The 20503-nt window shown below is 60.5% G+C and carries 13 protein-coding genes and 1 pseudogene; all 14 read right to left on the bottom strand.

Translation table 11 applies throughout. From position 1 onward, the window contains the following. Positions 1-52: 52 nt before the first annotated feature. Positions 53-1485 (bottom strand): annotated as a pseudogene (gene fliD / locus ABVN20_RS21345) (flagellar filament capping protein FliD). 82 nt (positions 1486-1567) lie between these two features. Then, the gene (locus tag ABVN20_RS21340; protein WP_368557669.1) at positions 1568-1933 is read right to left on the bottom strand and encodes a flagellar protein FlaG; all 366 of its coding nucleotides are present in this window, start codon (positions 1931-1933) and stop codon (positions 1568-1570) included. A gap of 71 nt (positions 1934-2004) precedes the next feature. Beyond that, positions 2005-2853: a flagellin domain-containing protein gene (locus tag ABVN20_RS21335; RefSeq protein ID WP_368557668.1), complete on the bottom strand. Its 849-nt coding sequence runs from the start codon at positions 2851-2853 to the stop codon at positions 2005-2007. 274 nt (positions 2854-3127) lie between these two features. Beyond that, positions 3128-4054, bottom strand: a complete 927-nt coding sequence (locus ABVN20_RS21330; protein WP_368557667.1) for a ketoacyl-ACP synthase III — start codon at positions 4052-4054, stop codon at positions 3128-3130. 295 nt (positions 4055-4349) lie between these two features. Next, on the bottom strand, positions 4350-5129 hold the full coding sequence (locus ABVN20_RS21325) for a class I SAM-dependent methyltransferase (RefSeq protein ID WP_368557666.1): 780 nt from the start codon (positions 5127-5129) through the stop codon (positions 4350-4352). After that, positions 5126-7885 (bottom strand): TIGR00180 family glycosyltransferase, encoded by a 2760-nt coding sequence (locus ABVN20_RS21320; protein ID WP_368557665.1) that lies wholly within the window; start codon positions 7883-7885, stop codon positions 5126-5128. Before ABVN20_RS21320 ends, ABVN20_RS21325 begins: the two co-directional genes overlap by 4 nt. 73 nt (positions 7886-7958) lie before the next feature. Next, complete coding sequence (locus ABVN20_RS21315) at positions 7959-11534, bottom strand: glycosyltransferase (protein ID WP_368557664.1); 3576 nt, start codon at positions 11532-11534, stop codon at positions 7959-7961. A gap of 110 nt (positions 11535-11644) precedes the next feature. Continuing rightward, positions 11645-13192 carry a flagellar hook-associated protein 3 gene (locus ABVN20_RS21310; RefSeq protein ID WP_368557663.1) on the bottom strand — a complete coding sequence of 516 codons (1548 nt, stop codon included), beginning with the start codon at positions 13190-13192 and terminating at the stop codon, positions 11645-11647. 13 nt (positions 13193-13205) lie between these two features. Then, entirely contained in the window at positions 13206-15284 is a 2079-nt protein-coding gene (gene flgK, locus ABVN20_RS21305) for a flagellar hook-associated protein FlgK (RefSeq protein ID WP_368557662.1), read from the bottom strand. Positions 15285-15309: 25 nt separating this feature from the next. Further along, entirely contained in the window at positions 15310-16608 is a 1299-nt protein-coding gene (gene flgJ, locus ABVN20_RS21300; RefSeq protein ID WP_368557660.1) for a flagellar assembly peptidoglycan hydrolase FlgJ, read from the bottom strand. Between the two features lie 11 nt (positions 16609-16619). Next, entirely contained in the window at positions 16620-17729 is a 1110-nt protein-coding gene (locus ABVN20_RS21295; RefSeq protein ID WP_368557739.1) for a flagellar basal body P-ring protein FlgI, read from the bottom strand. A 272-nt stretch (positions 17730-18001) separates the two neighbouring features. Further along, positions 18002-18697 (bottom strand): flagellar basal body L-ring protein FlgH, encoded by a 696-nt coding sequence (gene flgH, locus ABVN20_RS21290; RefSeq protein WP_368557658.1) that lies wholly within the window; start codon positions 18695-18697, stop codon positions 18002-18004. A gap of 52 nt (positions 18698-18749) precedes the next feature. Continuing rightward, positions 18750-19535, bottom strand: a complete 786-nt coding sequence (gene flgG, locus ABVN20_RS21285) for a flagellar basal-body rod protein FlgG (RefSeq protein ID WP_192302164.1) — start codon at positions 19533-19535, stop codon at positions 18750-18752. A 45-nt stretch (positions 19536-19580) separates the two neighbouring features. After that, complete coding sequence (locus tag ABVN20_RS21280) at positions 19581-20321, bottom strand: flagellar basal body rod protein FlgF (protein ID WP_368557657.1); 741 nt, start codon at positions 20319-20321, stop codon at positions 19581-19583. Between the last annotated feature and the right edge of the window lie 182 nt (positions 20322-20503).

Raw genomic sequence — 20503 nt, 5'->3', positions numbered from 1 at the left:
CAAAGCCCGGAGCGCTTGACGACGCTGCCGGGCTTTTGGCGTTATGGGTGGTTTAGCTGTTCTTCTGCTGGGCGTTCATCGCTTCGAACATCGAAGTGATGTTGCTGGCAGTCGCCTTCAGCTTGCCGACCAGCGTGTCCATGTCGTTGTACTTTTTGGTCAGTACCGCGGTCAGGGACTCGATCCGGCGATCCAGGGCCAACTGGTCGTTGGCCAGCTTGGTCTTGGTCTTGTTCAGCGCCGTGGTACGGGTATCGAGGATGCCACCGGTATCGGTGTAGGGCTTGATGGCATTGTCCATACGAGCCAGCAGACCGTTTTCACCCGAGAATAGGGTTTGCACTTCGCCGCCGAGCTTTTTATCGGTCATTGCGGCGTTGAACTTGTTGGTATCGAAGTTCAGCGCACCGGTTTTCTGGTCGGTGGTGATACCCAACTGGGACAGCACGGTCAGCTTGTCACCGTTGCCAGTCTCAGCCAACGGACCGCGCATGGCCGCCAGGATCGAACGCGGCATGGAGTCGCCGGTCAGCGCCGCCGGAATGGTTGGGTTACCGTCGTCATCCAGCGATGGCTTGGTCAGCGAGCTGATGGCGTTGGCCACCGCGTTGTAGGCATCGACAAACTTCTGGATAGAAGCTTTCAGGCCATCATTGTTGGCGCCGATGGACACCTGGGAGTCGCCAGTGCCAGTCAAAGTCATCGACAGACCCGACAGCGTTTTGTCCAGCTTGTTGGTCGGGCTGGTGATCGCCATACCGTCCAGTGGGACAGCCTGGCGTCTTGCGCCAGCCCACCGACACGCCAGAGGTGGTGGCCGACGCAGGCGTGCCCATCACTGCCTTGCCATCAACTTCCAGACCCGGAACGCCGCTCAGCGAAATATCACTGCCTGCGCCAGTGTTGGTGGAACCCACCACCAGACGGGAACCGAAGTTATCGGTGACGACGCTGGCGCTGAGGCCACTGAATTGATACTTGCTGTTGAGCGCCTTGGCAACCGACTCAAGGGTCGAGCCAGCCGGCACTTCGAGGTTGTAGGTCTTGTCGGCCCCACCAGGCGTTCCCTGGGTGATGGTCAGGACACCGGCGGCACCGCCGTTGACGGGCGCAGTGGAACCCGCAGCAAATGCTTGCGTGGCCACTTTCGAACCGGTCGCGAGCGCGTCGACATGAATTTTGTAGATGCCACTGACAGCCGAATTGTTGGCGGTCGCGGTAAGCACCTTCTGGCTCGGAAGAAGTGGCCACGAATCCGGTGAACTGAGGCTCGGTGGTGCTGCCCAGGGTCTTCATGGCCGCCTGGAAGGTGGCGAGCAGCGACTTCAGGGTACCGACACCGGAGATCGACGCGGTGTTGGCAGTGGTGCCACGGTCGATCTGGCCTTGCTTGGCCGCTTTGTCAGCGTTGACCAGCGCCTTGACGATAGCGCCAGTATCGAGGCCCGAACCTAAGCCCGTGCCCGGTAGAATTGGACTTGCCATGTAGATCTCCCTTCAGTGTCTCGCCGGTCTTTTGACCACTACAACGCCCAAAAGAACATAGCAACAAATTTCGTGCCAGCTGTCAGACTTTGGCGCTGAACAGCAGACTGCTTGCGTCATTCAAACTATTGGCCAGCTTGAGGACTTCTTCGTTGGGGATCTGACGGATCACCTCACCGGAGTCACTGGCAATGACTTTGACCACGACTTTACCCGAAGGCTCGTCGATCGAGAATTCCAGGTTGCGCTTGAGCGACTGGACGAATTTCTCGATTTCCTTGACGGCCGTTTTCAGCTTGTCCTGATCACTCTGTGCATCCTTGGGCTCATCCTTGACCAATGCCACAGGCGCAGCATCGGCTTGAGGCTTTTCTACAGCCGCTTCAGCCACTGGCGTCGCCGGCTTGGCCGCAGGATAAGACAAGTTCAGCTTCACGCTCATATCCATGTCCATCACCTCACTTAATCAAAAAAGCGAGAGAGTGCGAAACGCACTCCCCCGCCGAAAGTCACCAGCTATTACTGAAGCAGTTTCAGTACAGCGGATGGCAGTTGGTTGGCTTGTGCCAGAACCGAGGTCGAAGCTTGTTGCAGAGTTTGTTGCTTGGTCAGCTGTGCAGTTTCAGCAGCGAAGTCGGTATCTTGTACGCGACCCAGTGCAGCACTGGCGTTTTCGTTGATGTTCTGCAGGTTGGAGATGGTGCTGGTCAGACGGTTTTGTGCAGCACCGAGGTCAGCACGGCTGGCGTTGATGGTCTTCAGTGCGGTGTCGATCGCGCCAACAGCAGCAGAGAAGTTGGTTTCAGCAACGGCGCTGGACGAACCGGCAATGGTGATACCGGAGGTGATACCCAGGCTCACGGCGTCGAACTTGCCGTTCAGGTCCAGAGTGATCTGGTTGGTAGCGCCAGTGTTGGAGCCAACCTGGAAGGTCATGGTGCTGGCGGAACCGTCGAGCAGGTTTTTGCCGTTCAGGTTGGTCGAACCGGCGATACGGGTCAGTTCGGCGGACATTTGCGAGAACTCTTTTTGCAGAGCATCGCGGTCGTCGGAGCTGTTGCTGTCGTTTCGGGATTGAACAGCCAGTTCACGCATACGTTGCAGGATGTTGGTTTGTTCCTGCATCGCGCCTTCAGCGGTCTGAGCGATGGAGATACCGTCGTTGGCGTTTTTGATCGCCATGGTCTGACCACGGATCTGCGAAGTCATGCGGGTTGCGATTTGCAGACCAGCAGCGTCGTCTTTGGCGCTGTTGATTTTCAGACCGGACGACAGGCGGGTCATCGAAGTCGACAGAGCATCGGAAGCCTTGTTCAGGTTTTTCTGAACGTTCAACGATGTAACGTTAGTGTTTACTGTTAAAGCCATGACGAATTCCTCGTTGGTTGGGTACTGCGGCTTCCGGCCCTGGCAACCGCCGGGTATGGCCTAGAGAACCTTCGTAATAGTTATCGTCGTCGTGGCAGGTTGCTTGAGGGCTTTTTTAAAAAAAATTACTAGCAGACTGCCACCCCCCGTAAATCAAGGACTTGCCGTCGGCGCACCATAAAAAAATGGCGCCAAAAAAGCCGCCAGCAAAAATTTCAGGCAAAAAAATAGCGCTGACGGCGAACCGGCAGCGCTACGCAAAAACCTCTGGCGATCAGCCGCGATAGAGAATCGCCGACCCCCAGGACAGGCCCACGCCGAATCCACTGATGGCCACTCGGCTCCAGTCAGACGTCAGCACGTGTTTTTCCAACAGCAAAGGAATGCTCGAGGAGACCGTGTTGCCCGTCTCGACCATGTCCTTGATGAACTTCTCCGGCTCGCCTTCGAAGCGTCGCGCCACGGCATCGACGATGGCCGCACTGCCCTGATGGATGCAGAAGGCGTCGATGTCAGTGGTTTGCAGGGACGATTCGTCGAGCAGTTCATGCAGGTGGGCAGGCACTTTCAACAAGGCAAAGTTGAATACCTGGCGGCCGTTCATGAAGAACACACCGTCACTGACCTTCAGATGCGGCGCACCGGAACCGTCGGTACCGAACTTGGACTTGCCCAACTGCCAGGACGCACCCTCCGCCATCCAGGTGGCCGTGGCAGCATCACCGAAGAGCATGGTGGTGTTGCGGTCTTCCGGATCGACGATCTTCGAGTAGGGGTCGGCGGTGATCAGCAGGCCGTTCTTCAAGCCAGCGGCTTCCATGAAGCCTTTCATGGCGTAGATGCCGTAGACATAACCCGAACAGCCCAGGGAGATATCGAACGCCGCGACGTGCGTAGGCAGGCCGAGCTTGTCCTGCACGATGGCTGCCGTGTGGGGCAGGCCCTCTTCATCACCGTTCTGGGTGACGACGATGAGCGCGTCGATGGACTCGCGCTTCAGATCAGGATTGCTGGCAAACAGTGCGTTGACGGCTTCAACACACAGGTCCGAGGTTTCCTGCTCAGCGCCTTTGCGCGGCAGGAACGCCGAACCGATCTTGCCCAGGATGAACTCTTCATCCTTGGCGAATTTGGCACCCTGAGCGTAGTTATCCACGCCGGCCACCGGCACGTAACTCGCTATGCTTTTTATGCCAATCATCATGGCTTCCCGATCATAAACAGCGACTAGGTTCACCCCGAAAAAGCTCAGGGGCGCATCAAAATGGTTGATTTCCGGAGGCAGACTGATCGCCCGCACCCAGGAACACAATACAGTGAAGATGCACTTTATGACCTATGCGTCACGCCGTTAAGCGCATGAATGTAATATTTCGCCTGCGAAAGGAAACAAGGCTGCAGGAAAATGCTGACTTCGCGTGGCCTCTGGACCGCTGGCCAGAGGTCGCCGCCGCAGAAAGAACAAAGCCCCGAACGGGGCTTTGTAGAGGGGTGGATCAGGTAAAGCTCAGGTTGACCCGTCGCTGCCCGTAGACAACCCGCGCCGCCGGCATGAGCTGATGAGGGATCTCGACAAACGGAATGTCCGAGTTGGTCAGCGCGATGTCGACGAGCTGCACCATGATCGAGTTCTTCCTCACCAGGATCACGTCGGACCAGTCGGTGCTGCTGACTGCCAGGGGGATGAAGTCCGAGCGCTTGATAAAGCTGCTCATCGCTTCGAGCACACCCAGGTTCTGCTTGGTGCCCTGCACGCTGTGGCAGCAATCGTTGAGCAGGATGAAACCATCGTCGGCCACCAGGTGCTGGTAGTACATCAAGTCACGCAGGATGTACTCGTACTGATGGTTGGCGTCGATGTAGACCAGGTCGAACTTCTCGATACCGGTTCTCGGCTGAATGTCGTCGATGGCGGCAATGGTCTCGGAACGGATCAGCGTCACGTTGTCCTTGTCGCTGAATCTGTTCAGGCACTCTTCATACAGCTTGTCAAAGGTGGCCATTTCATACATCGGGCCGCCATAGTAGTAAGCATATTTTTCGACCGGCTCAAGCCATGGCGGCAACTGGTCGAAAGGGTTGTAGGCATGAGTGGCAGCCGGGCTCCAGCTGTCGATCAGGACCATGTGTTTCGGGTTCAACGCGTTGTAAAGATTCAGCGCGTTCTCACCGCGCAGCACGCCCAGTTCGGCGACCAGGGGCTGTTTGTCGTACGCGGTAAACACTGCATGGAGAAGGTTGTAAAAGGCTTCTCGCTGGGTAATGCAGACTTTCATACCTGCTCCTTCTCTTTCATGACTTCAGCCCAGGCGATGCTGGTGACTGGCCCAAGCGTGAAACCGGTGCCTTCGACGGACAGGTTCCTGTTGTAGAAACGATCATGACCCAGTGCCTCAGCCCACTTCTCGGCAAACGCCTGACGGGCCGCTTCGGACTGCGCCAGCACCCCCGACTGGATGACGTGTACGTGAGGCGTCCACACCGTCAGATAACCGGCCTGGCCGACACGCAGGCACAAGTCGATATCACCGAACGCATCGCCGAACTGCTCGATATCAATGCCATCAGCCGCTTCGAACAGCTGCTTGGAGATCATCATGCAGGTGAAGGAAACGGCCGAGCAGTTCTGCTCTACCGCCAGGCGATTCATGTAGCCATTGGCAGTCTTCGTCTCGCCCACGAACGGCGAACCCACCAGGCCGTCGAAACCGAGGATCAGGCCCGCCTGGGTGACCAGGCCCTGGTCGTCGATCAATTTGGCGCCGGCAACGCCGACTTCCGGACGCAGCACCTGGTTGAGCAGGGACTCGATCCAGTTGACATTGACCACTTCGGCATCGGCCGCCAGGGTCACCAGGAATTCACCCTGGGCGTGCTGGCTGGCGGTGTTGATCAGGCTGGCGGTCGACAGGCCGGTTTCGGCACTGAACAGACGAACCCGATTGGCGTGCGGGCCCTGGCTGTCCAGCCAGTTACCCAGTGCCGCCGCGTACGCCGGATCGTCAGCCAGCAGCACTTCGTAACGGTGGTAACGCGTGCGCTGCAGGATGCTGCGGATGCAGCGCTGCAGGGTTTCGAGGTTGCTCGCGCCGTGGAGGATGATCGAGACCATCGGGCGCTCGGTGAAGCGGTAGTCGATTTTGTGAGTGCCCGGCACCACGGAGCCGACATCGGCCTGGTAGCCACGGGTGGCCAGGTGACGCAGCAGCGTCCTGCGCTCATCGGCATTGGTTTCCTGTTGCGGTGCCGTGCAAATCAGCAGGGGCTCGGCCAGATGCGCGAAACCGTCCAGGCCACCTTGTTCGATCAGACGCAGCAGCAGGTCGAATTCCAGGGCTTTCTTGAATTCGCGAGCATATCCGCCCGCCTGAACCAGCACTTCCCGGCGTACCAGCCAGTGACGCGCCATCACGCCCGGATAGCTTTGCAGCAGGTCGAGGTTGAAGCCCGGACGGAACACACCGGCCAGCGTCCCGTTTTCCTGGCGCTGGAATTCATCCATGGCCACGGCACGAATCTGCTTGTCGCCCAGCAGTTCCAGGCTCGCCTGGTACAGCCCGCTCGGCGTCAATTCATCGCCCGCCTCGGCAAGTACCAACCATTCGCAGTCGGACTGCTCGGCGACCTGATTGATCTTGTCGACGTAGTTGCTTTCGTTGACCTTGACGAAATGCAGAGTGTTTTGCAGCGTCGTTTCCGCCGGCAGATCGCCGGTGGTGAAAACGACGATTTTGAACGCCCGGCAGTAGTTGTTCATGATGCTGTCGAAGGTTGCCTGCAACTTGAAGATGTCGGCTTCCAGATCCAGCAACATGATGCCGAACGTCGGCCCACCGGCATTGCGCGCCAGGTGCCGGGAAATGTCCTTGACCTGGGCTTCGCTCGGATCACGCGCCTCCAGCCATTGCAGCAGTTGACCGGTCGGCGTGGCATCGAACAGCCGGCCATTGTCTTCGAGCGTCGCCGCCCCCAGGCGCTGACCCCATGCCAGTACCTTCTGCGCCTGCTCCTTGTCACCATCGGCCTGCAGCGAGCGAGCCAGTTGCTGCACCACATCCTGGTTGAAGGCATACAGGTCGAACGCCTTGAGCAGACGCTCATTGAGCGGCTCGGCACTGGTGTTGCGGTGAACGCGCGACAGTTCTTTCTGCTTGAGCATCGCTGCCTCAAGCTCTTCCAGTTGCACCGGACTCGTCGGCACTGCGTGCAGCAGGAACTCCAGCGAGCTCAGTACATCGAAAAATGCCTGGTTGTAGAACGGCAGCTCGACGTATTGCGTCGGTTCGAACAGACGAACCGGCTCACCCTGCTGCGCGTTCCAGGTCGACTCGAAGAGTTTTTCGGTCACTTCGCCAAACGTGACGCTGCGGCGCTCGTGCAACGCATAAGGGATGGGCAATACGCGCACTTTGGCGCCTGCCACCAGTGCATCCGAATAACCGTTGCCGCTTACGTTCGGGTTGAAACCCTGGCCCAACGAGGCAAACCAGCGCTTCAGGACTTCGGTGCGCGTGACGGCGTTGGCAAAGGACGGGCCATCGTTTTCCAGCACGGCCAGGCGAGCTTCGACCGAATCGTCGCTGTAGTCCTCGCAGCCCTTGCGGTCACGGCGGTAGAAATCGACGCGATCGGCATGGGCTTCGAATGCCAGGCTGTAACCCTGGCAAGTGCCGTAGTCGGCATTGGCCTCAAGGAACGCCACGGATTCGCCGAGCGCTTCCGGCAGCAGGAAACTTTCGACTTCAGCGACCACCATGTACGGCGTCGAGATCCGCTCGATCACCTTGCGTACGGTCACGGTGAAATGTTCGAAGCGCGGCGCCGGCGCGTGCAGGTACTGCACACCGGAGAAAGTCGCGGCGATGCCGGCATCCGGTTCGGCCGAAGAATCGACCACCAGTACGCTGCATGGCAACGCGCTGTAGTAGCGCAATGCACGACGCACGGCACGCGGTTGTTCGTGGGCCAGCAGCACCAGAGTCAACCGCTCGTTCAACGCAGCAGTTGTTCCATTCGAGAAGTTGCTTTGCATATAAATTCCTATAACGAGCAGGTTGCCGAATCAGCGGCATTACGTTCTTTTCGCGGTTCCACGTTCAGATTCATCACTCCGGCAGCCAGCCATCGGCCCAGTACTGCAGGTTATCGCCGCGCAACATGAAGTCGCGCAAGACCACTTCACGCAATTCGTCGCCCATCCGATAACTGGCCGCCGGGTCCGACAGATGCATGCGAATGGCCTGCAGCCATTCGTCCGTACTGTTGGTGCGGATGCGGGTGCACGGCAAATGGCCGCGATACGCTTCGGTATCGGAGCAAATCACCGGATACCCGCAGGCACCGTATTCGAGCAGTCGCAGGTTGCTCTTGCAGTCGTTGAAGATATGGAACTCCAGCGGTGCCAGCGCGAGATCGAGGTTCAGGCTCGCGAGTTTTGCCGGGTATTCCGACAGGGCCACGCCTGGATGGAACTCGTGAACATAGGGCTTGAGCAGGTCCGGGCACATGCCGAACAGCACCCAATCGACCTCATCGGCCAGCTCGCGAACCACGTCGACGATCAGTTCCAGGTCACCACGGTGACTGGTGCCGCCACCCCAGCCGACACGCGGCTTGTTCGAGGTCCGGCGCCGGCTGGTGAGATTGCTCCACAGGTACGGCGCCAGCATGTTCGGCACCACGCGGATGTTGTGGTGCATGTCCGAGAGGACACCGGCCAGCGCATGGGTCGACACCACCACGCGGTCGCACATGGCGATGCCTTTGCGCATCAGTGCCTCGATGTTGTCGGGCATGTTGCGGGTGTGTTCGTTCTTCTCCGGAATCCGCACGACGTAGTCGTCCAGCTCGTAGATGCGCATGGCCTGGGAATAGTTTTTCAGCTGAACGATGTCGTTGATCTTGTTGGGGTTGTAACGCCCCTGGAAAATCACCACGTCCGGCGACTGCCGTTCGACCTCGATGATCGACGGCATGTCATAGGCCACCCGCCCGACGATTCGGCCGGCATTCTGCAATTCGAACAACGGCTGGCTGACACGGTAGTGACCGATCGCCGAGCTGTTGAGCGCCAAGCCGAGAACGGTCGGCACGTTGCGCGTGCACAGCGGGTTCCAGCCGGTGCGCGCACCGGGATACAGGCCAAAGCTGTCGCCACTCAAGTTCAGGTTGCGGTTGTAGGCCGGGTCATTGGCGATCTGCGGCAACCAGCGTCGGTAGAACGTCTCTTGCTCGAGCTCCAGCTGCTTCTTGTCGTGCTCTTCGGCCCGGGTCTGCGCAGTCGGGATCAACACCACATTCGAATAGGGTGTGGTGACGATCAGGTAACCTTCCTGACCCACGCGCAGGCACAGTTCGAGGGCGTTGATGCCCTGAGTGCTGATGGCCTCTTCGAAGCCACCGACGCTGTCGAACACTTGCTTGCGTACCAACAGGCAATGACCGCTGACAGCACTCCAGTTCTGTACCACATGCAGACGCTGCATGTAGCCACCGGAGGCGACGGGCTCATTGACGAAGGCCCTGCCCGCCAGGCCATTGAGGCCGAGCACCAGGCCGGCGTCGATCACGTTGCCCTGCAGGTTGAGCGTACGCGGCCCGACGATTCCGACTTCCGGACGCTGGCCATGATTGAGCAGCTCGTCCAGCCAGCGGTCTTCGTGGGCCACACAAGACGGGCTGAGCAACAGCAGGTATTCACCGCGCGCCTGTTGCACGGCGAAGTTCCTGACCTGTGCATCGCTGCCCTTCTCGGCAAGGCAATGGATGCGCAGCGTGTCACTGCCCAGCTCGGCCATGGCGTTGAGCCAATGGCGCATTTCGGCGCCTTCGCTGGCGTTGTCGACGATGATGATTTCGTAGCGGGTGTACGCCGTGGTGCTGATCAGGCTGTTGACGCAACGCTCAAGCGCGGCCAGTTCGTCACGTACGTTGATGATGATCGACACCAGCGGGCGCTCGGCATGCTGATATTCGATCCGCGGGACCAGCTTCAGCACCGGCCCCGGATGCAATTGATGGCTGACACCGATGCGCTGCAAGTGCGCGCTGATCAGACGGGCGTTCTGTTCGATCACTTGCGGCAGGGATAACCACTGCGCAAAGGCGAACATCGACTCGACCTGCACCTCGGCGATATGCCCAATGACGTGCGGCCCGTCGGCTTCCACCAGACGCCAGATCAGGTCATGCGGTGCCAGCTCGCCCGCTGCCGAATCGAACCCGCCCAGCGCGAGGACGCGTTGGCGTTCGAACGCCAGGGTGCGTCCGACATAAGGGTAACCGCGCATCAGGTCGAGGTTGAAATCGGGCTTGAACACCGGCTGCTCGGACTCGTCATCCACCAGCGCACCTTCGTCGCTGTAGATGCAGGACGCACCCGGCGCACCCACGATCCGGTCAGCCAGCACCAGCAGTGCGGACTCGGTCAGCCGGTCGCCAGCGCGCAACAGATAGAACCAGTCGGCCTGATCCAGTTGCGGCATCAATTGATTGAGTTGCTGCGGCCAGTCCGCTTGCAGCGGCAAACGCACGATGCCCTCATCCAGCTCATCGGTGCCATTGGACAACAGCACGATCGACTCGCAGGCATAGGTCTGGGCCTGGAGACTCTTGAGGGTCACACTCAGTTCGTAGGCATCTGCGTTGGTGTCGATGATCACCGGCACGATGGCGGGACGATGCGCCCAACGCGCAATCTGCCGCGACAGCACTTGCTTGCGCGATGGCGTGAGGCGGCGGCACTCGATCCATTGCGCGTAAAGATCGGCGTAGCTTTCCGTGTCGGTGCCGACCTGAACCAGCATGATGCCCTGACGGTTCGACATGATGGTGTACAGGTTGAACTCGTCCCACTCGCGCGACTCCGGCGGCGTGAACTCCTCCATCATCACGTAGCGCACCCAGTCAGTGGCCGGTGCATCTTCACCACCACGCTGGGCGATCATCTGCGCCAGCCATTTCCATTCGACAGCCGCCGCGGAGACCATCTCCGGGCGCTTGCTCAAACGCTCCGGGTACAGGCGTTCGATGCTGCCGACGTTGCTGAGCTGCACCAGGTTGCCGCGGCGCAACAGGCAGACATACAAGGCGAAATCGAGCACGGCGCTAAAGCCGGCTTCGGCCAGCGCAGGCAGCAGAGTGGCGATATCCTCGCGACGCATCAGCGAGCAGGTGAAGCCGCCCAGGACATTGCGCGGGGTGCGCTCGAAGGCCGCCAGCAGATCATCGCCCTTGACCAGCACGTCGAATGGCGTCAGCCCGACGTTTTCCATGCGGATCGGCAAGACGTAGTTATCGGCATCGACCACGTGATGCTTGCTTACCACCAGGCTCACTTCGGCGTGCTCGCGCAAAATGGCGACCTGCTGGCTGACGTCGTTGACCATCAACTGATCGTCATCGCAGAGGAACTTGATGTACTCGCCCCGGCTCTGCTCGAAGCAGCGCAGCAGGTTCTGCTGGAAGCCCAGGCGCTCGGGGTTGCGCTGATAACGCACACGCACGTGCGCCGGGACGCTCAGCGAATCGACGATCTGCTCGATCTCATCGGAGCGGCAATCGTCGCAAATGACGATCTCAAGGTTTTCAAAGGTCTGGTCGAGTGCGCTTTGCAGTGCCACACGGAAAAAACGGGGGTTGAAGGCGGGGATGGCAATGCTGACAAGGGGAGTAGGTTTCACACGCGTGATTCTCGACCGGTGGGTGTCATCTGCTGGGGGAGCACAACGCCCTGAACCGTAAAAAGTAGAGGGTCAGGGAGCGCATGTGGTCATGCGCCCCCTGCTCCGGATCAGACCTTGTTGAACAGGCCCAATTGCGCGATTTTGCTGAACGCCAACTGCGAGGCCTGCAACATGGTTTGCTGCAGGGTCAGGCGAGTCATCACCTCAGCCGGGTCCGAATCACGGATCGTCGATTGAGTCTGAGCGTTCGCCAGTACCAGTGCCTGGTTGGTGTCGCTCTGGGTATCGAGTGCCGAACCACGACCACCGATCGAGCTCAAGCCGGCAGACACCTGGTCGATGCCGCTGGCGAGGTTGCCCAGGCCTGCGGTCATCGCTGCCTGTTGCTGCTGGGCAGCGACGGCGTTGCCGGTGGTCGGCGTGTTCAGCGCGGTTTTCAACTGGCTCACGGTGTCCAGGATGTTCTGGGTCTCGTGGGTGTTGACCGCAATGTTGAACTGGTCACCATTTTGCAGCGGATCGGCAGCGGTGTTGTTCAAGGTGAACTCCACACCGGAGGCGGTGGCGGTATTGCCAACCATGGTGCCGCTGGAAACCGGGCGGCTGTCGGCAGTGATCGGCGCCGCGTACAGATCGAACGTGGTAGCGCTGGTGAACTTGAGCACCGCGGAGCCATTCGGGAAGCTGGCCTTGTACGCCGCCGGATCGGTGATCCGGGTACCGGTGGCCTGTACCGGGCCCGGGTTGCCGGGCGCGCGGGAAACGTTGAAGGTGTCCGGCTTGGACTCCAGCGAGAACGAACGACCGGCCAATGGCGCGTTAGGGTCGTTGAAGTTCAGGTTCAGGTCGATGCCACGGAAGCTGAAGCTCTGATTGGTGCCGGTGGTGATCACGCCATTCTGCGAGGCTTCGTTGGTCACGTCGTTACCCAGGCCGTCAGTGATTCGCAACTGGGTGCCGCTGACAAACTCGATGGTGTAAGGCTCGCCACCACGGAATTTGTTGTTGTACGTCACGTTCGAGTTCACCTGACCATTGGACAGGGTCACCAGACCGTCATTCATCGAACCGGTCACCTGGGTGCGGGCGGTGTTGATGGCTTGCTGGAACAGCTCCCAACCGGTGCTGTTGGTGGCCATCGACATGCTGTCGCCCACGGGCAGGTTCAACGTCGACTGGTCGCCGTTGTAGGTGTAGGTACCGTCGGAGTTGCGGGTGAACGGAACGGTGTCGCCCTTGGAGCCGCCGAAGATGTATTTGCCGTTTTCATCCTGAGTGTTCATCAGGCTCAACAGCTGCTCTTCGATCTGGCCCAGCTCCGAAGCGTTGGCCTGACGGTCGGCGTCGGTGTAGCCGGAGTTGTTGGCACCGATGGCCAGTTCCTTGGCGCGTTGCAGCACGTTGTTGATGCTGTTCAACACCGACTCGGCCTGACCCAGGGTCGCCTTGATGGTGTTGGTGTTGGCCGCGTACTGATCGAGCATCGACGCCTGCTGGCCCAATTGCAGCAGACGCGAAGCGCCGACCGGATCATCGGCGGCGGTGTTGACGCGTACGAGGCTGCTGGCCTCTTCGCTGCTCTTGACCACGTTGGCGAAATTCTTCTGATAGTTGGCAGCCGTGGTCTCGTAAAACTGGGCGGTAGAAATGCGCATGGACTACGACTCCTTAAAGGCTGTTGATCAGTGTGCTGAAGATTTCCTGCGCAGCCTTGATGATCTGCGAAGACGCGGTGTAGTACTGCTGATACTTGACCAGGTTGCCGGTCTCTTCGTCGAGGTCGACACCCGACAGCGAGTCGCGTTGGCCCTTGGCGTTGGCCAGGATGGCTTCGGTCGCGGCGCTGTCGAGCTTGCCCTGGGCGGCCTTGGAACCCACACCTTCAACCAGTTTGCCGTAGGCGTCGGTCAGGGAAATGCCCTTGCTGCCCGAACCGGTGTCCACGGTCTGCGCGGTCTGCAGACCGGCCAGCGCGGTGCCGTTGCGGTTGTCCAGGGTGCCTGGCTGACTCAGCGAGACGTTGATCGCAGCACCCTTGGCCGGCGAACCGGCGACCGTCATTTCGAAGGTCGCGGTGTACTGGGTCGCAGGCGGCGGCGGAATCGGCGCGCCAGTGGCATCCTTGAGCGGGATGCTCAGGTTGAGCGTGTTGTTTTCGTTCGGCTTGATCGTGCCGCTGCTGATCACGCCGCCGTTGGCATCCAGGAACTGGTAGGTCTGGCTGGTGCCATCGGCCGACACGTCGCCGAACACGACCTTGGTCGGCGTGGAGTACTTCAGGCCGTTCTGCATCGCCGTGGCGGTGGCCGTGTCGTAGATGTCGAACTTGGTGGTCAGGGTCGGTTGACCGCTGGCCGGAATCGTCAGGGTGCCACTGGAGCCTGCCGCGATGGCCGCGCCCAGCGGTGCCGCGATGGCCAGACGCTTGGAGTCGGTCATCTCGGTCTTGATGTTGGCCGCCGCGTTGCGGGTCGGGGTGATCTTGAACGTGTCACCGGCAGTGGCGGTGTTGCCAGGTGCCGGCGTGCCGCCCTTGAGGTTCAGGGTGAAACCGTCGATCACCGGTGGCGGAGTGGTCGTGGTGTTGAAACTGCCCATCGGCGTGTTGTCCGGCAGACGCTGGACGGTGTAGTCGGTGGCGCTGGTGAAGGTCACCTTATAGTCGCTGGTGGTGAGCTTGCCAGTGTCTTTGATGGTCACATCAAAATTGCCGGTACCGGCGTTGTTGCCGATGGTCGCGATGCTGCGCTGGGAGACCTGGGCCGCACTGTTGATGCTGTTGAACAGGGCCGAACCGAAGTCACCGTTCTTGTCGATGCCCTGGGCCTGCAGGCTGTTCATCTGATCGGCGACGACCAGGGCCACGCGACCCAGTTCGTTCATGGCCGGGTCCAGCACGGTGCTGCGATAGCGCAGCAGGCCGCCGATTTCGCCACCGGTCATGATCGCGGTGATGTCGATGGTGCTCGAACCACGGTTCATTTGCAGCGCCAGACGATTCGGGTCGTCCTTGCTCGGCACGGTTTCCAGTTTGTTGACGGTGTTGCCCATGACCAGCGGCTGGCCGCTGCCCAGGTAAATATCGAGGTTGCCTTCACGCTCTACCACTTGCGCACCGGTGAAGGTCGACAGTTGGCGAACGGTTTCGTTACGGGCGTCGAGCAGCTCGTTCGGCGCGCCGCCGGCACTGGAAACTTCAGCGATTCGCTGGTTCAACTGGGCCACGGTCGCGGCCAGCTTGTTGACCTGGTCGGCCATGCTGGTCAGGTTGCCGTTGATCGTGGTGTTCTGCTGGTTCAACTGCGTGGACATCGAGTTGAAGCGATTGCTCAAGGCCTGGGCATCGCTGAGCAGCAACTGGCGGGAGGCGTCGTCGCCCGGCTTGGCATTGACGTTCTGTACCGAAGCAAAAAACTTGGTCAGGGCGCCGTTCAGGCCGGTGCCGCTGTCCGACAGCAGCTTGTCCAGCGGCGTCACCTGGCCCAGGTACGCGGCGGAGTCACTGTTGAGCGAAGTGGTGGTCTGCAACTGGGCGTCGAGGTAGCTGTTGTACACCCGGCGCACATCGGCCAGCGTGGTGCCGCTGCCAATCCACACGTTGCCATACTGTTGCGAGGCTTTGGTGCCCTGCACTGTTTGCTGGCGTGAGTACCCGGCGGTGTCGACGTTGGCAATGTTATTGCCGGTTGTCATCAATGAGGACTGACCAGCGGACAGCCCCGACATCCCGATATTGAGCAAACTCATGGTTCAGACCTTAATCCTTGTGCCCTTATAAAGGCGTGGTGGAAACGCCCGCCGCAGCGTAGTTCTGGTAACTCGTCATCTGCTTGGCTATCTGCGAAATCTTGCTTGCGTAGTTCGGGTCGGTTGCGTAACCGGCCTTTTGCAACTCGCGTACAAACTGTTCTGGGTTATCGGCCGATTTCACGACATCTTGATAGCGATTATTGGTTTGCAGCAAAGTCACAAGGTCATGAAAACTGTCCTTGTAAGAGTCGTAGGAACGGAACTCGGCCGTCTCCTTGACCATCGCACCATTCCTGAATTCGCTGGTGATCGCCCGCGCCGAATTGCCCGTCCAGTTGCCACTGGCCTTGATGCCGAACAGGTTGTGACTGCTGCTGCCATCCTGGGCGCGCATGACCGATTTACCCCAGCCGGTTTCCAACGCGGCCTGGGCCACCAGATAACGCGGATCGACACCGATGCGCGCGGCCGCTTCCTGAGCCATCGGCAGCATGGTGTCGACGAATTCGTCGGCGGAACCGAAGGCTTTCTTCGCCGGCGCCAAAGGAATCTGCGCCATGCTCCGACCGTGGATCTGCAAGCCACCGTTGGCGGCGGCCTGTGCATTGGCCAGCCAGTCGCCATTGAACAGCGGGCCCACACCGGTGAGGGTGTTGCGCTCTGGCAGTGGCGTCTTGTTGGCCGCTGCCACCGTCGCGGCAGCGTTCGTGGTTGCCGAAGGCACCAGGCCCGCCAACAGGCGATCGGCCAGTTTCGGTGGCAACGCCAGGCGCCGCTGATTGAGCAGCGCCATGTCATTGCGATGCTCGCCCTCACCCGCTGCCTGCGGTGCGCGAACCGAGCGCGAAGCCCACAATGGACGTTCGCCATTGACCCGCGACAACGGCCCGTTGACGGCCAGCGTACCGGCGGCAATCGGGGTTTCCACGGCGGCTTTCGCCGCCGCCTGCTTGGCCGCCGATGCCGCTTCGGCTTCGCCCGGCGCCAGGGGTTTGTTCTTCGACATCTGGCGCATCAGCACGTCCGCCAGGCCGATACCGCCGCCCTCGCGAGACATGGAAACCGCCAGTTGCTGGTCGTACATTTCCTGATATTGCTTGGCCGCCGGGGTGTTGAGCGGGTTACCCTCCCCCAGGGTGTCGGTGGCCTTGCGCATGGACTTGAGCATTTCGCCGAGGAATAGCGACTCGAATTCCTGCGCCACCTTGCGCAGGTTCGCATCACTGTTCTTGTCGCCGACCTTGAGCTGGTTCAGGCGATTGAGGTCCGAGTAGGAACCCGAGTCGCTGCTGCTGACCAGACCACTCTTGTACATATCCATGGTCGCCGTCCTTAGATCACGATCAGGTCGGCTTGCAACGCGCCGGCCTGCTTCAGTGCTTCGAGGATGGCCATCAAGTCACCCGGCGCCGCGCCCACCTGGTTCACCGCACGCACGATTTCGTCGAGGGTGGTGCCCGGGCCGAACTTGAACATCGGCTTGGCTTCCTGCTGGGCGTTGACCCGCGAGCGCGGCACGACCGCTGTCTGCCCATTGGACAGAGGGCCGGGCTGGCTGACGATCGGGTCTTCGGTGATGGTCACGGTCAGGCTGCCGTGGGTCACGGCGGCTGGAGAAACCTTGACGTTCTGACCGATCACGATGGTACCGGTACGCGAGTTGATGATGACTTTCGCCACCGCCTGGCCCGGATCGATTTCGAGGTTTTCCAGGATCGACAGATAGTCGACACGCTGGCTCGGATCCAGCGGCGCGCTGACGCGAATCGAACCGCCGTCGATGGCCTGGGCCACGCCTGGGCCGAGCATGTCGTTGATCTTGTCGACGATACGCTTGGCGGTGGTGAAGTCCGAACGGTTGAGGTTCAGGGTCAGGCTGTTGCCCTGGTTGAACCCGCTCGGCACGGCACGTTCAACCGAGGCACCACCAGGAATGCGACCCGCCGACGGAACGTTGACGGTGATCTTCGAACCGTCGCGACCTTCGGCATCGAAACCGCCGACCACCAGGTTGCCCTGGGCGACCGCATAGACGTTGCCGTCGATCCCCTTGAGCGGAGTCAGCAACAGGGTGCCGCCACGCAGGCTCTTGGAGTTACCGATGGACGAAACGGTGATGTCCACTTGCTGACCCGGCTTGGCGAACGCTGGCAGATCGGCACTGACCGACACCGCCGCGACGTTCTTCAACTGCACGTTGCCGGAGCCCGCCGGCACCTTGATGCCGAACTGCGAGAGCATGTTGTTGAAGGTCTGCAGGGTGAACGGGGTCTGGGTGGTCTGGTCACCCGTACCGTTGAGCCCGACCACCAGGCCGTAGCCGATCAATTGGTTGGAACGTACGCCGGAAATGCTGGCGATATCCTTCAAGCGCTCGGCTTGAGCGCTGAAGGTTGCGGACAGCAACAGGGCAGCCACCATAAGGTGTTTGAAATTCAACACGGGGCGCGTCATCTCTTATTTCCTGGGCTGCGTTGAGGCCTGAGCGCGTGCCAGGCAAGGCGCAGGCCGCCGCCAATGGTCGCTCCCTTGGCAAGGCCTGCAACGCAGCATGGCGCGCGCTCAGGCACAACCCGAAGGGCCGGGCCTGCTTTTACGCAGGGCGGCGTTACTCGTCGTTTATTTGGAACAACCAAACTGCACTCCTCGCGCCTTGCCCTGCGTAAAAGCAGGCCCGGCGCAACCCAGGAAATAAGAGATGACACGCCCCCCACCTAGAAAGGGAACAGCGGGCTGAGGAAGAAACGGTCGAACCAGCCTGGCTGACTCGCATCGGCAAACGAACCGGTACCCGAATAAGTGATGCGCGCATCGGCGATACGGGTCGACGACACGGTGTTGTCGGTGGCGATGTCATCGGCACGGACCAGGCCGGCAATACGCACCAGCTCATCACCGGTGTTAAGGGTCATCCACTTCTCGCCACGCACGGCGATGATGCCGTTGGGCAATACGTCGGCGACGGTCACGGTGATCGAACCGGTCAGGCTGTTGCCCTGCCCGGCCTTGCTGTCGCCCTTGGTGGCGCGATCGCCGCTGTAGCCGGCGTCCAGCGACAGGTCACCGCTGCCCAGCGGGTTATTGGTGTTGGGCACCGTCCCGAACAGCGAGGTCAGACCGATGCTGGCCTTGCTGGTCTTGCCCACCTGGGAGTTGGCATTCTTGCTGGCCTGGGTCTTCTCGTTCAGGGTGATGGTGATGATGTCACCGACCCGGAACGCCTTGCGGTCGCTGTACAGGTTCTGTTCGAAACCGGCCTGGTAGATCGAGCCATTGTTCGCGGCCGCCGGCAACGGCGTACGCGGCAACACCGGGGCGTAGTAAGGGTCATTGGGCTTGGGCGTCGGACCGACGCACCCCGCCAACGCGGCGACCCCACTCAGTGCCAGAACAGATACGAAGCGATTCATGACCCTACCTCACGGTGTAGCAGGCGACCGATCAGTCGCCACATAGACTTGATTACAGATTCTGCGTTACGAACGAGAGCATCTGGTCGGCGGTGGAGATCACCTTGGAGTTCATCTCGTAGGCGCGCTGAGTGGTGATCATGTTGACCATCTCTTCAACGGTGCTGACGTTGGACGTTTCCAGGGTGTTCTGCAGCGTGGTACCGAAACCGGCCAGGCCCGGGGTGCCGACTTGCGGCGCACCACTGGCGGCGGTTTCCAGGAACAGGTTGTTACCCACCGCTTGCAGGCCGGCCGGGTTGATGAAGTCGGCGGTCTGCAGGTTGCCGATCACCTGGGCAGCCGGGTTGCCGGCCACGGTGATGGACACGGTGCCGTCGCGACCCACGGTGAAGGTCTGGGCGTCGTTCGGGATGACGATGGCCGGCTCCAGGGCGAAACCGCTGGCGTTGACGATCTGGCCGTTGGAGTCGAGGTGGAAGGTACCGTCACGGGTGTAGGACGTGGTGCCGTCCGGTTGCAGGATCTGGAAGAAACCGCGACCGTCGATGGCCATGTCCAGCGGCTGCTCGGTGGTTTGCAGGCTGCCGGCGTTGAAGTTTTTCTGGGTGCCGACGATCCGCACACCGGTACCCAGTTGCAGACCGGACGGCAGTTCGCTGTCCTGGGTCGACTGGGCGCCTGGCTGACGCTTGATCTGGTACAGCAGGTCCTGGAACTCGGCACGGTCACGTTTGAAACCCGTGGTCGATACGTTCGCCAGGTTGTTGGAAATGGTGGTCAGGTTGGTGTCCTGGGCGGACAGACCTGTTTTGGCAACCCATAGAGCCGGAAGCATTCGATTCTCCTCGTGCGCCTGTTTTACGGCGCGACGTTCTGATAATTAGCTGATCTGCAAGACCCGAGCCATGGCCTGGTCGTCTTCTTTGGCGGTGTTCATCATCTTGACGTGCAGCTCGAACTGCTTGGCCAGCGCCAGCACCGAAGTCATTTCTTCCACGGCGTTGACGTTGCTCGACTCAAGGAACCCGGACACCAGTTTGACGCTGGCATCGGCTTGCGCCGGCTGCCCGTCCTTGGTGTGAATGGAGCCATCCAGGCCCTTGGTCATGTTCCTGAAGTCCGGGTTGACCAGCTTGATGCGGTCGACCTCGGCCATCACACGCGGACCTTCACCCATCGCACGAATGCTGACGGTGCCGTCCTCGCCGATTTCAACCTGCTGCTCGGGCGGCACGGAAATCGGCCCGCCGTTGCCCAGCACCGGCATGCCGTTGCCGGCGCGCAATACGCCCAGGGCATCAATGTTCAGGCTGCCGGTGCGCACATAGCTTTCACCGCCATCCGGGGTCTGCACGGCCAGCCAGCCGTTGCCCTGCACCGCGACGTCGAGGTCGCGACCGGTCTGCACCAGCGAACCGGGGGAGAAGTCGGTGGCCGGGCGCTCGGACATGGCAAACGCACGCGCCGGAAAGCTGTCACCGAACACCGGCATCGAACGCGCCTGCTCCAGGTCTCGCTGGAAACCGTTGGTGGAAATGTTCGCCAGGTTGTTCGCATGAGCCTTCTGCGCCAGTGCATTCTGGCTGGCGCCGGTCATTGCCACATAAAGGTACTTGTCCACACTCTTTCCTCTGCATGCCGGACGTTTGCCGCCCACTGCTGTACTGCACAGCCATAAGCAATTTGCAGACCAACTTTGTTCAAGCGGCGCCAGGGCCGCTAAACAAAGGGGTTGAGGGGATCGAGGGGCGGCCGAAAAATGTATCGAAGACGAAAAACCGGCGGTGTTATGCCGGTAAGAGG

The sequence above is a fragment of the Pseudomonas sp. MYb118 genome, assembly GCF_040947875.1.
Classification (GTDB): Bacteria; Pseudomonadota; Gammaproteobacteria; order Pseudomonadales; family Pseudomonadaceae; genus Aquipseudomonas.
Note: the sequence above shows the minus strand (reverse complement) of the source record. Positions and strands in the feature narration are given on the sequence as shown.